The sequence below is a fragment of the Marinobacter gelidimuriae genome, from assembly GCF_000372805.1.
GTDB classification, from domain to species: Bacteria; Pseudomonadota; Gammaproteobacteria; order Pseudomonadales; family Oleiphilaceae; genus Marinobacter; species Marinobacter gelidimuriae.
Genome location: NZ_KB889827.1, coordinates 1 through 13,847 on the forward strand (window position 1 = coordinate 1; position 13,847 = coordinate 13,847).

The window sequence follows — 13,847 nt, forward strand, 5'->3', positions numbered from 1 at the left end:
AAATTGGTGTCAATCATTTATACAGTATCATTTTCCCATGAAAAGAAGCCACAATTCGTGCGCACATCGAAAACCAAGACCGACCCAAATAAGCGCTATCCATCCAACACTAAATCAGAGATTTTGAATTGGAATTCCGCTCATTTCGTTAAAAGCACAGATTCAGGGTAGAGCTCGCAAGCTGTAGATATCGTAGCGACTGCTCTTGCCTTCTACCCGGGTGGTGGGTGTTGCGCCATCTATAGCCGGAGCTTTGCGCGGGCGTTTGACCACCACACGGTAGCGCGCGGCGTTTAGCGCCAACTGAAGCAACTGTGGCGTGTCGTCATCCTGCCCCACCAGATGGCGGAACACCTGCATTTCCTTTTTCGCCAGAGCGGTTTTATCCTGGTGGGGAAACATTGGGTCCAGATAAATAACGTCTGCCAACGCGTGTTCCGGCTCGCCGGATTCGGCCTGGCTTAGAAAATCCAGACTGCTGCCGACGCGCAGGTCCATGCGCGCAACCACCGGCGCACACTCAACGTTGAGTGCCGCACGGGCCAAGCCGTCTTGCAGCAAAGCGTGAATAACGGGGTGGCGTTCAAACAGAGTCAACCGGCAGCCCAGGCCCGCCAGAATAAACGCGTCCTGGCCCAGGCCTGCAGTGGCATCCAGCACGTGCAAAGGGGTGCGGGTTTTATGCAGACCCACCGCCCGCGCCACTAGTTGCCCGGTGCCACCGCCGTGTTCGCGACGAAAGCCCATTTTGCCGCTGACGAATTCGGCCCGAACGGGGCCCGGCGCGCCCTTCCCCGTTAACTGCAAGGCCAGCCCCTGCTCATCCAGGGTCAACAGCAAAGGAACACTTGTCACGCGGCGCGGATCTGTGGCGGCCACCAGAGACACATCTAGCTCTGTGGCCAACTCCTGTGCACGGTGCTTGTCGCCTAGCGCAGAACAGGCTACGGCCAGAGAATTCTGCATTATTCGCGGCCGGGCAGTTTTTGCCAGGTTACTTCGTCGCGCAGGTACACAGGCTGGGCCTGCTGTGCCGACACACCGGCACCCGCGGCAAACTGTTTGGCGGCCAGGCGGGCAACGCACGCAGCTCTTGGCACCAAATCAGTGCTGGGCAAGGCCGCCAACGCAGAGGTCACAGCCTCGGGCATCTGTTCACTCAAAGCCCAACCGGAACCTGCACCAAGCCAATCGGCGTTGTCGGCTCTGGCATGAGCACCTTCAACGTCGCCAGCAGAGCTTTCTGCTGCCGGCATTGCCAGCGCAGAGGGTGCGCAAACCCGCTCTTTTCCGAGCAGTACCGGTGCGCCATCAAGCAGCTGATAACAGCCCCAATACACCTCGCCCATACGTGCGTCAAAGGCCACCGCCACGCGCTGGCCTTGAGCGGCACCGGCCTGGGTCAAGGCATCCAAGGCCACGGCCGCCAGCGATGACACCGGTATGACCGGTATGTTCAGCCCCCAGGCCAGGCCTTGCACCACGCCAGTGGCAATACGCAACCCGGTAAACGAACCCGGCCCGCAGGCGAACGCGACTGCGTCGAGATCAGCAGGTTCAAACCCGTGTTCCTGCAACAGGCTGCGAACCATAGGCATCAGCAAGCGGGTATGGCCCCGTGGCGCAATTTCAAAACGCTCATAGGCTAAACCCGCCTTTGCACTGCCCAGCCAGAGAGCCGCCGAGCAGCCTGCGGCCGAAGTGTCAAGTGCCAGTAATTTCATTGACCTACTTCAGCTTGGCGCTGATCTGGGCGCGAATATCGTCCAGACTGCCAATGCCTTCAACTTGAACATAACGTGGCGCGCTGTCCGCATCTTTGGCAACCCAATCCTTGTAGTAACCTATAAGTGGAGAGGTTTGCTGGTGATAGATACCCAGGCGTTTGCGCACGGTTTCTTCACTATCGTCTTCACGCTGAATCAACGCTTCGCCGGTTTCGTTGTCTTTGTCTTCCACTTTTGGTGCATCGTATTTGACGTGATAGATGCGGCCACTGCTTTCGTGCACGCGCCGGCCTGACAGGCGGCTGACAATTTCTTCATCGGAAACGGTGATCTCAACCACGTAATCGATAGCGATGCCCTGGTTTTTAAGCGCTTCAGCCTGAGGAATGGTGCGCGGAAAGCCGTCGAGCAGAAAGCCGTTTTTGCAATCCGCTTTCTGGATACGCTCGTCAATCAAAGCGATGATAATGTCGTCTGACACCAAACCACCCGAGGCCATCACTTCCTTGACCTTACTGCCCAGATCCGACTCGGCCTTAACCGCGGCGCGCAACATGTCGCCGGTGGAGATCTGAGGAATATCGAACCGCTCTGTCATGAACTGAGCCTGTGTACCCTTCCCAGCGCCCGGGGCGCCCAACATGATGATGCGCATAGTTTATGCTCCTGAAATGATGACTAAATTGAAAAAGCTATGGCAAAAACAGGTGCCTTTGCCGCAGCCTCTCGACTTTTTTTACCCGAGTTAAGGCTTAAGGGTGGAGCATTATACGAAGTCGAGCCGGCAAGCGAAAGCCGACCTCAGTATCATGCCCGTTTGTATACAGTGGAATACCGAAATGAAGTCTGCCTTAGCCGGTGTTGCGCATACCCGCTGAAATCCCTGCCATGGTGACCTTTAGAGCCCTCTCAACCAGTTCCGGTACCTTCCCGTCACGGTCGCCGCCCTTGCCTTCGCTTTGGCGCTCGCGCCGCAGCAATTCTGCCTGCAGATAATGCAATGGGTCGGTGTACGGATTGCGCACGTTCATGGAGTGCGCAAATACCGGCTCGTCTGCCAGCAGGTGGTCCTGCTGCTTCAATTCCAGCACCCGATGAATGCAGCGGCTCAAGCGCTGGCGCAGATTTTCACCCAGTACTCGCAACGCCGGGTCGTCCACCAGGGTCTGCTCGTAATAGCTGGCGATGCGCAGGTCGGCCTTTGCCAAAACCATCTCCAGCATATCGATGTAGGTGCGGAAAAACGGCCAACCCGCCATCATTTCCCGCAACTGGTCTATACGCTGGTCTTCGGCGGCTGCTTCCAGAGCTACGTCGCTGCCCAGCCAGGCCGGCAGCATCAGGCGCATTTGAGTCCAGGCAAATATCCAGGGTATGGCTCTCAGGCTTTCAACGCCACCACCGGCTTTGCGCCGCGCCGGGCGACTGCCCAAGGCCAGTTTGCCCAGCGCCTGCTCCGGGGTAACCTGGCGGAAATAAGGCACAAATTGCGGGTCGTCCCGCACCACATCGCGGTAAGCCTTTAACGAGCGTTCAGTCAGCCAGTTCATGGTTTCTCGCCAACTGTCTTCGGGCTGGGGCGGCGGCGCCAGTGTGGCCTCGATGACCGCGGTGGTGTAAAGCGTCAGACTTTGCACGGCAAGATCCGGCATACCGAATTTGAAGCGAATCATCTCGCCCTGCTCGGTAATGCGGAAGCTGCCGTTGACCGATCCCGGCGGCTGCGACAGGATAGCCCGGTTAGCCGGGCCGCCTCCACGACCAACCGTGCCGCCACGGCCGTGGAACAAGGTCAAGCGCATATCGTATTCTGCGGCCACTTTTGTCAGCGCTTCCTGGGCTTGGTACTGGGCCCATGCAGCCATCATCTGGCCGGCATCTTTCGACGAATCGGAATAGCCGATCATGACTTCCTGCTTGCCGTCGCAGTATTCGCGATACCAGTCAATCTGATAAAGCTCGGTCATGCTTTGCGGCGCGCCGCTCAGGTCATTCAATGTTTCAAATAGCGGTACAACCGCCATCGGATACTGCATGCCCGCCTCGCGCAGCAGCAGAATAACGCTCAGCACATCGGACGGCTTACTGGCCATGGAAATCACATAGGAGCCCAACGCCTGCGGCGTTTGCTCGGCCACCACCTTGCAGGTGGCCAGCACTTCCTCCACCGCTTCACTGGGCTGCCAGTTACGCGGAATCAGCGGGCGACGGCCTTTAAGCTCGCGCACCAGAAACGCCTGACGTTCTACTTCTGACCAGGCCTGATAATCCCCAAGCCCCAGATAACCCACAATTTCGGCCACAGCCTCAGCGTGACGGGCCGCTTCCTGGCGAATATCGAGACGACTCAATGGCAAGCCAAAGGTATGGGCACGGCGAATAGTGTCCAGCAGCGGTCCATTGGCGATGTGCTCAAGACCACACTCAACCAGTGAGCGGTAGCACAGCTCCAGGGGTTCGGTGAAGTCGCTGTTGGCGAACAATATGCCGTTGCTGTCGGCGGCAGCGCCACTGATACTGGCTTCGGCCCAGTCACGGGTGCGGCTGAGCTGGTCGCGTAGCTCGCCCAGAATCTGGCGATAAGGTTCACGGGTATCGCCTACCTTTGCTCGCAGCTCATCGCTGGCCTGCCACATAGACAGTTCGGCGCGCAGCGCTGTGATATCTTTCATATACAGATCTGCAGCCATCCAGCGGCCCAGCAAAAACACCTTGCGCGTAACCTGGTGGGTGACGTTAGGGTTGCCGTCACGATCACCGCCCATCCAGGACGCTACCCGCACCGGAGTGGCTTGCAGCGGAAGGCCTTTACCGGTGGCGTCCACCAGAGCGGTATCCAGGCTTTCGAGGAATCTCGGTAACGCTGTCCACAGGCTGTTTTCGATCACCGCAAAGCCCCATTTGGCTTCGTCTACCGCGGTGGGGCGATCGTAACGAATTTCATCGGTGTGCCAGGCCTCGGCAATCAGCCGGGTCAAACGGCGCACAATTTCGTCGCGCTCGCTGGGCATCAGATCCTGATGGTCCAGCTGCTCCAGGCAGTCCGACATGTCGTCGTACTTCATAATCAGTGTGCGGCGGGTCACTTCTGTTGGGTGAGCTGTCAGCACAAACTCCACCCGCAAATTGACCACCTGACGATGCAGTTCGTCAGCGCTTATGCCGCCGGCTAGTAGACGCTGGAACACTTCGGAGAATGATTCCACCATCAGATCAGCGCTGTGACCGCGATTGCGACGGATGCCATGATATTGCTCGGCCAGGTTGGCCAGGTTCAGAAATTGGTTAAAGGCGCGGGTCACCGGCAGGATTTCATCGTCGCCCAGCTGGCCCAACAAATTCACCAGGCGTTGGCCCGAGCCGCTTTCCTGAAGCCGGTCCGCTTTGGCGGCAGCTCGTACTTCTTCAATTGTGTCAAAACACTGCTGCCCGGGATGCTGACGTATACTCTGCCCCAGCAGCTCTCCCAGCATCCTCACGTTTTCCCGCAAATCCGGATGTAATTCAGTCACATTGGCATCCTTTTGTCATGTTTAGGGCAGCATCAGATTTGTTCCTCGTTAAGATACTAAGGAACCACTGCCGAAGTCTACGCGGCTTAACGGCCTCAGCGCTGGCGCTCTACACCTTCCACTGACTGCCAGATAGCGTCCAGCGTTTCCAGGGTTTCGCTGTCCATATCACGGCCCTGGGCCAGCAACTTAGCCTCGATGGCGCGAAAGCGTGCTTCAAATTTATGGTTGGTTCGCTTTAAAGCGTGTTCCGGGTTTACTTCCATAAAGCGCGCCAGATTCACGCACACGAACATCACGTCGCCGAGTTCATCTTCGAGCGCATCGCGTTCGCCGCTGCCGTTACTGGCGACCTGCCAAGCTTCTTTCAGCTCATCAATTTCTTCGTGCAGCTTGTCGAACACCGGGCCGATATCGGGCCAGTCAAAACCGTGGCGGGCAGCGCGCTTTTGCAGTTTTTCAGCCCGCGCCATGGCCGGCAGAGTACGGGCAATAGCGTCCAGACGGCCCGCGGGTTCGGCGCTGTCAGGCGCAGGCTTTAGCGACCGTTCTTCCGCCTTGATGCGTTCCCAGCTTTGTTTGATCCAGTCTTCGCCTGGGCGATTGTGTGGGTCAATCCGGCTCGCCAGCGTGCCTTCGGGGAACACATGGGGGTGGCGTCGAATCAGTTTACGCACCAGGTTGTCCACCACCGAATCAAAATCAAAATGCTGCGTTTCCTGCCCAATCTGGCTGTAAAAAATGACCTGGAACAGCAGGTCACCCAATTCATCTTCCAGGTGGGGATAATCCTCGCGTTCGATGGCGTCAGCCACTTCGTAGGCTTCTTCCAAGGTGTGGGGCACGATGGACGCAAACGTCTGGCGGGCATCCCAGGGGCAACCGGTGTCTGGATCGCGCAAGCGTGCCATCAGGGTTTTCAAGTCGTCCAGCGAATAGCTCATCAGCGTTTTCTCTTAGCCTCGATGACGTTGGGCAGGTTGCGGATCTGGGACAGCAGTTTGGCCAGTTGTTCCAGATCGGAGATTTCTACAGTGACCGTCAGATTGGCAGTGTTGTCGTCACGATTGCTCTGGGTGTGTAACGCCAGCACATCGCAGCGCGATGCCGACAGCACCTGGGTGATATCGCGCAAGAGGCCCGAACGGTCGTAGGCGTCAACGCTGATATCCACCGGGTATACCGAGGCCTGGCGCACGCCCCAGCTGACGTCGATAATGCGGTGTGGCTCTGCTTCCGCCAGCCCCATGTAGGTGTTGCAGTCCTGCCGGTGAACGGTCACACCGCGGCCAACTGTAATGTAGCCGCCAATATCATCACCCGGTAGAGGCTTACAGCATTTAGCCACCTGGGTTTTCAGCTGGCCCACACCCACAATGCGAATGTCAGATTCGGTATCGTAGGCTTTGCTTTGCTTGCGCAGCTTCAGTTCGGGCTGCTCATTTTTTGGCTCCAGCATTTGCTGGGCCACATTGGCCACTTGGGCTGGGCGCAGGTCGCCCGCGCCAATGGCCGCACACAGGTCTTCCGCGCTGTGGTAATTCACCTTTTTGGCGAGCAGTTCCAGATTGCAGTCGTGCAATGACAAACGCTTGAATTCGTCGTCCAGAATGGTACGGCCGTCGCTGATATTACGACCGCGATCCTGCTGTTTGAACCAGCTGATAACCTTGGAGCGGGAGCGTGAACTCCGAATGTAGCCCAGGTTGGGGTTGAGCCAATCGCGGCTGGGTGTCGCATTTTTAGACGTCAGTATGAACACTTGGTCGCCGGTTTTCAGCGGGTAGATCAAGGGCACGATACGCCCGTTGATGCGCGCGCCTCGGCAAGCGTGACCGACTTCTGTATGTACCCGATAAGCGAAGTCTACGGCGGTGGAACCCTGGGGCAGATCAACCACATGGCCCTCAGGCGTAAACACGTAAACCCGATCGGATGTCACCTCGGATTTCAGGTGTTCCGCCAAGCTGGACAGATCGCCCAGCTCTTCTTGCCACTCCAGCACCTGGCGCAGCCAGTTTATTTTGGCATCGTAACCGGTGGATTTGTTTTTGGTGTCGGTCCCTTTATAAAGCCAGTGGGCGCAGACACCCAGTTCGGCTTCTTCGTGCATCTCATGGGTGCGAATCTGCACCTCCATCACCTTGCCTTCCGGGCCGATGACCGCGGTGTGCAGAGACTGGTAACCATTTTCTTTGACGTTAGCGATGTAGTCGTCAAATTCGTTAGGAATATGGCGCCACAGACCGTGGACTATGCCCAACACGGCGTAACAGTCGCGTACCTCCGGCACCAGAATACGCACGGCGCGCACGTCATACACTTGGCTGAAATCAATGCCTTTTCTGCGCATTTTGCGCCAGATGCTATAGATGTGTTTAACGCGGCCCGACACATCGCCTTTGATGCCGGCGCTGCCCAGCTCCGACTCCAGCGCAGCCACCACCCGCTTGATGTAGCTTTCCCGATTCAGGCGCTTTTCATCCAGCAGTTTGGCAATTTTCTTGTAAGCGGTTTCGTGCAGGTAGCGGAAAGACAGGTCTTCCAGCTCCCATTTGATATAGCCAATGCCCAACCGGTGCGCCAACGGGGCATAGATCTCAAATACTTCCCGCGCAACCCGCATGCGTTTTTCCGGCAATGCGTCTTTCACTCCGCGGATGGCGCAGGTGCGCTCAGCGAGTTTGATCAGCGCAACCCGCACGTCGTCAACCATGGTCACCAGCATTTTACGCACGTTGTCGAGCTGACCTTCGCTCTGGCCCAGAACATTGCCTTTCAGGGGGTGGTGGATAGACGAAATCGCCGCCATCTGTAGCACGCCGTTAATCAGGCCAGCCACTTCGTCGCCAAACTCTTTACGCACGGCTTCTAGCGTTACCCGTTCTTCGCGCACAGCGCGATACAGCACAGCAGCCGTCAGGCTGGCCTGGTCCAGGTGCAGCTCTGCCAGCACTCGAGCCATTTCAATGCCGGTGCGGAAACTGCTGGCGCCGGGGGTCCATTGTCGGTCTTCCCGATAGGCCTGAAGGTCAATGGCCGCGGCTCTTTCGCAAGCCTGGCGCAGCAGGCTGTCATCCTCAAGCCGGGTCTGCTCGGCCAGCTGGCGCACGCAGTGGGCAATATCTACTTCACCACTGCCGGTCACGGCGTAATCTTCGCGAACTTTTACCATGTCGACTCTTTTCCAGATTAGCCGGAATCGCGCTTAACCAGAATCACGCTCAAAAAGCGCTATGGATTCCACGTGAGTAGTATGCGGGAACATATCCATGACACCCGCTTGCACCAGGCGGTAGCCATTACGCACCATAACACCCGCATCCCGCGCCAAGGTGGCCGGGTTGCAAGACACATACACAATGCGGCTGGCGTTAAAGACGGTTAAGTACTGGCAAATGTCTTGGGCGCCGGAGCGCGGCGGGTCAATCAGGATTTTGTCGAAACCCTCTTTGGCCCAGCTCTGGCCGGTAAAATCGCCGTGCAAGTCGGCGCCAAAAAAGGTGACATTATCCAGACCGTTCAGCGCGGCGTTCTCGCGGCCGCGCTGAACCATGGCGTCGTCGCCTTCGACACCGACCACCTGGCCACCACTGCGGGCCAGCGGCAGGGTAAAGTTGCCCAAGCCGCAAAAAAGATCCAAGACTCGCTCGCCGGGCTGCACGTTCAGCCAGTCGATGGCGCGCTTAACCATCACCTGGTTGATGCTGGCATTCACCTGGGTGAAGTCCATTGGGTGAAACGCCAGGGTCAAATCAAATTCCGGCAAGCTGTAACTCAAACGTTCATCCTGGTGACCTGTAGATTCCGGCCAGATACGGTGAACCGTGTCCGGGCCTTTAGGTTGCAAATAAATGTGCAGATCGTGGTTTTGACCAAACACAATCAGCTTGCTGCGGTCGCCGTCGCTCAAGTCCTCCATGTTACGGAACACCATCACTGCCACATCATCACCGCAGGCAACCTCTACCTGGGGAATGCGGTCAAAAGCATCCATGCCGTGCAGCAATTCGCGCAGCGGCATAATGCGTTCGCCAATACGTGGGTCCAGCACCAGGCAGCGGTCAATATCCGTCAGAAAATTACTGCTCTTTTCGCGGAAGCCAACCAGCACTGATTCACGTGCTTTTACAAAACGCACACCCAGCCGCGCTTTGCGGCGGTAACCCAAGGTGTCAGCGCGCAGCGGTTTAACCCACTGTTCGGGATCGATACCACCAAAATGGGCAAAGTGTTCTTTCAGAGTGTTTTCCTTGAACGCAATCTGCGCCTCTGCGCTCATGTGCTGCAGGCTGCAGCCACCGCACACGGCGGCAAAGTCGCAGGGCGGAGTCTGGCGGTCGGGAGCCGCACTGAGTACCTCAAGGGTACGCAATTCGTCAAATTTGCTGCGGCTGCCAACCATCTTGGCCATCACTGTTTCGCCTGGCAGCGCGCCGCTGACAAATTGCACTTTACCCTCGTTACGGGCAATACCACGGCCATCATGGCCGAGCTTTTCGACCTCGCAGCGCACAGGTTCCTGAGGCAACACTTTTCTGCGTCTTCTACTCATCAATTCTTCTCTTTTTTAATCAGACTCAGGCGCCAGGAAATACGCCGGTAGACAGATAGCGGTCACCACGGTCACAGATAATGCCCACGATAACGGCGTTTTCAAGCGTTTGGGAAAGTCGCAGCGCCGCGGCGATGGAACCGCCAGACGATACGCCGCAAAAAATACCTTCTTTTTCGGCCAGCGCGCGCATCGTGGTTTCGGCCTCGACCTGACCAATATCCATTACCTGATCAACCGCCTTGGCATCAAAAATTTTAGGCATATAGGCTTCTGGCCAGCGCCGAATGCCCGGTATGGCCGCGCCCTCGCTGGGTTGCAGGCCAACAATGCGGACGTCGGGGTTGCGCTCTTTCAAGTAGCGGGACACGCCCATAACCGTACCCGTGGTGCCCATAGAGGCCACGAAATGGGTTACCCGGCCATTGGTCTGCTGCCAGATTTCAGGGCCGGTGGTGCGGTAGTGCGCCAGTGGGTTGTCAGCATTGGCGAACTGGTCCAGAACCTTGCCTTTGCCTTCGGCCTGCATGCGTTCGGCCAGATCGCGGGCGCCTTCCATACCGTCTTCCTTGCTCACCGCAATAATTTCGGCGCCATAAGCGCGCATGGACGCGCGCCTCTCTTCGCTCATATTGGAGGGCATAATCAACACCATGCGGTAACCCTTTATCGCCGCCGCCATAGCCAGGGCAATACCGGTATTACCGCTGGTGGCTTCGATCAGGGTATCGCCGGGCTTGATGTCGCCGCGGATTTCGGCTTGTTGGATCATGCTAATCGCGGGCCGATCTTTGACCGAACCGGCCGGATTATTACCTTCCAGTTTGGCAAGGATGACATTACTGGTATCGCCTGGCAGGCGCTGCAGGCAAACCAGGGGGGTTTTACCAACATAATCTTCAATGGTTGGAAAATACATAATGAGTCCCTGTGGTATACTTTTGGGGTTAAATCATACGCTTTATAGCAACTCCAGCCCAATACCGCTTATTGCTATCGCAAGAGCCTGGCGTTATAGCTACGAATTACGTTAACGGCTGCCGGCAACAACACCCGTCGGGCGCAAACACCGAACCAACAGACTGATGCCCGTAGTACGCGGGCAAAATGCCATTTTCAGGAATTGTTTATGGGGCGCTGGGGTTTTACCAACCGGGGTATTCGTCACTGGGGCATTCGCAACAAGGTACTGATGGCCACACTGGTGCCCACGCTGGCTACCACTTTACTGCTGGGCCTGTTTTTCAGTTCAAGTTGGGTTAACCAGATTGAAAGCCTGCTGCGGGACCGTGGCGAAGCCTTGTCGCGGCAACTGGCGGCGGGCTCAGAATACGGCCTGTTTACGGCCAACCGGCACTTGTTATACAGCCTTTCCAATGCCTTGCTGCAAGAGCAGGATGTGCGCTCTATCAGCTTTTTCGACAGCGCCGGCGAGCGTCTTCTGCACACCGGCCCAGACACCCACAAACGCGATATCGCCGAGCGGCTGCAGGATCAGGTCGCGCAGCAGCTGCCGCGCCAGCAGAGCACTCTTTTTATTACGCCGGTGACCCTGCAGGGCCTGATGATCGAGAATTTGCTCAATGCCAATGGCGAAGCTGAGATGCCCAGTGCCCAGCAAACTCTGGGCTGGGTAGCGGTGGAAATGTCCCATATCCGCACCGAAAAAGAAACCTACAAAGCGCTGCTGATTTCCCTGCTGCTAGTCCTTTCCGGTGTGGTGTTCAGCATGCTGGTGTCGCTGCGCCTGAGCCGGGCTTTCACCAGCCCGGTGTATAAACTGAACAAAGCCGTTGCCGAGCTCAAAGAAGGTAAATTGGAAACCCGGGTTTATACCCGAGCAGGGCCAGAGTTCGAACAGCTTGAGTCTGGCCTGAACGCCATGGCAACCGCCTTGAGCAAGGCCCAGGCAGACATGCAGCAAAACGTTGATCAGGCCACCGAAGACCTGCGAGAAACCCTGGAAACCATTGAAATCCAGAATATCGAGCTGGATTTTGCGCGTAAGGAAGCGCTGGAAGCGAGCCGCATAAAATCGGAATTTCTGGCCAATATGTCCCACGAAATCCGTACTCCGCTGAACGGTATTATCGGGTTCACCGAACTGCTACTGAAAGGTTCCCTGGCGCGGCAGCAAAGAGACCACCTGAATACCATTCGCAAGTCTTCAGAAATCCTGCTGACCATCATCAACGACATTCTCGACTTTTCCAAAATTGAAGCCGGCAAGCTCACGCTTGACCGGGTGCCGTTCCAACTACGGGACATTGTGGAAGATGTCATGGTGATGCTGGCACCAGCGGCCCACAACAAAAACCTGGACCTGGTCACACTGGCTTACAACGATGTGCCCGACAACCTGATGGGCGACCCATTAAGGCTGAAACAGATTATTACCAATCTGCTCAACAACGCCATCAAGTTTACCCGCGCCGGCGAAGTCGTCCTGCGTGCCAGCCTGGAAGAAGAAGACGCCGATAATGGCACCGTTACCCTGCGCGTCAGCGTAGCGGATACCGGTATGGGGCTGTCACAGGCACAACAGCGATCTTTATTTGATGCGTTTAGTCAGGCCGACGCATCAACCGCGCGGCAATACGGTGGTACCGGGCTGGGGCTTGCGATATCCAAGCGCCTGGCAGAGGAAATGGGCGGCAAGATCGGCCTGGAAAGCGAGCTCGGGAAAGGCTCCACATTCTGGTTTACCCTGACCAGCACGCGGGCCAGCCAAAACGATAGCGACAGCCCCCGTAACGGCCTTCGCGGTGAACGCATGATTTACCTGGAGCAACAAAAAACCACTGGCCTGGCGATGGAACACCTGTTGCGGGCCTGGGGCGTTACCGTAGAGCGGGTTAGCTCTTCTGGCGCCATGCAAGAGCGCATCGAACAGGCACAACGGGAGCAGGCCGGCTTTGCCGTCGCGTTGATTGGTATTAATCGCCATCTGCTCAATTCCAGCCAATATCGCAGTCTGGTGCACAGTATTGAGGTTGACCGTGATTGTCGCACCCTGTTGCTGACGCCCACTCTGGAAAGCCACGACACACCCCTTGTGGCCAATGTCAGTAGTCACCTGATCAAACCGGTTCTGCGCGAGGCGCTCTACAATGAACTGGTGTTGCTGGTGCACGGTATCAACGCCAACGACCGCCCGGCGGATCGCAGTTACGGTCTGGAAGCACCTCAGCCGCAGCCCAACAGCGAACGCCTTAACCCCCGGGTTTTGGCGGTAGACGACAACGAAGCCAATCTCAAACTGGTACTGACCCTGCTACAGGATGCGGGCGTAAACACGGTAGGCGCCGCCAGCGGCTTTGAAACACTGACAAAAGCGCGCTCCCGTCAATTTGATCTGATATTCATGGACCTGCAGATGCCCGGTATGGACGGCGTTGCTACCACCCGAAAGCTAAGGCAACTGGAAACCGCCGGTCGCCAGCGCGCCGCCATTATTGCATTAACCGCTCACGCCATGAGTGACGAGCGAGGCCGGTTGGCGCGGCAGGGATTCGACGGCTATATGACCAAACCGGTCAGTAGCCGCCAACTGTTAGACGCCGTAGAGCAGCACACAGGGCTTGTGTGTTGCGACAGCGCAGGCGACGGCGGCCGGGCTGACGAGGCACGCGACGGCCACCGAGCACTGCGACCGTCGAATCGAAAAATAACCCGCGAATGCATCAGTATTGAGGAAAGCCTGCGCCTGGCAGCCGGCAAAGCAGACCTGGCCGAAGAGTTGTTCAGCATGCTGCTGGAACAGATAACACCCACCGTAGAAGCCATTGAGCAGCACTGGCACAGCGGCAACAGGCTGGAACTGCTGGAGTGCGTGCACAAGCTGCACGGTGGCGCCCGCTACTGCGGCGTACCGGAAGTGCGGGCCGCTGCCAATCAGCTGGAAACCGCGTTAAAAACGGCTGACACCGATATTGAGGACCTGACCGATCAGCTGTTAAAAGCATTGAAGCGGCTATTGAACTGGGGCGACAACACCCATTGGCAGTTACTCTTCAGGCAACACAGCAGCCTTACGCACTCTTAAAGCCGACG

Annotated in this window: 9 protein-coding genes; 1 reads left to right on the forward strand and 8 read right to left on the reverse strand. The window is 57.2% G+C overall.

What is annotated here, in order from left to right:
• Window positions 1–162: 162 nt before the first annotated feature.
• From A3OI_RS0100005 to cysM, 8 genes are all read right to left on the reverse strand, one after another.
• On the reverse strand, window positions 163–966 hold the full coding sequence (locus tag A3OI_RS0100005; protein ID WP_018402311.1) for a class I SAM-dependent methyltransferase: 804 nt from the start codon (window positions 964–966) through the stop codon (window positions 163–165).
• The gene (tsaB, locus tag A3OI_RS0100010; protein ID WP_018402312.1) at window positions 966–1,724 is read right to left on the reverse strand and encodes a tRNA (adenosine(37)-N6)-threonylcarbamoyltransferase complex dimerization subunit type 1 TsaB; all 759 of its coding nucleotides are present in this window, start codon (window positions 1,722–1,724) and stop codon (window positions 966–968) included. The genes A3OI_RS0100005 and tsaB overlap by 1 nt, the downstream gene beginning before the upstream one ends.
• A 4-nt stretch (window positions 1,725–1,728) precedes the next feature.
• Window positions 1,729–2,382, reverse strand: coding sequence for an adenylate kinase (gene adk / locus A3OI_RS0100015; RefSeq protein ID WP_018402313.1), 654 nt, complete (start codon window positions 2,380–2,382; stop codon window positions 1,729–1,731).
• Between the two features lie 196 nt (window positions 2,383–2,578).
• Window positions 2,579–5,239 (reverse strand): phosphoenolpyruvate carboxylase, encoded by a 2,661-nt coding sequence (gene ppc, locus A3OI_RS0100020; RefSeq protein WP_026223900.1) that lies wholly within the window; start codon window positions 5,237–5,239, stop codon window positions 2,579–2,581.
• A gap of 95 nt (window positions 5,240–5,334) precedes the next feature.
• Window positions 5,335–6,183, reverse strand: a complete 849-nt coding sequence (mazG, locus tag A3OI_RS0100025; protein WP_018402315.1) for a nucleoside triphosphate pyrophosphohydrolase — start codon at window positions 6,181–6,183, stop codon at window positions 5,335–5,337.
• Window positions 6,183–8,414, reverse strand: coding sequence for a GTP diphosphokinase (gene relA, locus A3OI_RS0100030; protein WP_018402316.1), 2,232 nt, complete (start codon window positions 8,412–8,414; stop codon window positions 6,183–6,185). Before relA ends, mazG begins: the two co-directional genes overlap by 1 nt.
• A gap of 33 nt (window positions 8,415–8,447) precedes the next feature.
• Window positions 8,448–9,794, reverse strand: a complete 1,347-nt coding sequence (rlmD, locus tag A3OI_RS0100035; RefSeq protein ID WP_026223901.1) for a 23S rRNA (uracil(1939)-C(5))-methyltransferase RlmD — start codon at window positions 9,792–9,794, stop codon at window positions 8,448–8,450.
• A gap of 25 nt (window positions 9,795–9,819) precedes the next feature.
• A complete protein-coding gene (gene cysM / locus A3OI_RS0100040) occupies window positions 9,820–10,713 on the reverse strand; it encodes a cysteine synthase CysM (RefSeq protein ID WP_018402318.1) in 894 nt (297 codons plus the stop codon).
• A 240-nt stretch (window positions 10,714–10,953) separates the two neighbouring features.
• On the opposite strand from cysM, the gene A3OI_RS0100045 reads away from it, so the two are divergent.
• Window positions 10,954–13,839 carry an ATP-binding protein gene (locus tag A3OI_RS0100045; RefSeq protein ID WP_026223902.1) on the forward strand — a complete coding sequence of 962 codons (2,886 nt, stop codon included), beginning with the start codon at window positions 10,954–10,956 and terminating at the stop codon, window positions 13,837–13,839.
• Window positions 13,840–13,847 lie beyond the last annotated feature (8 nt).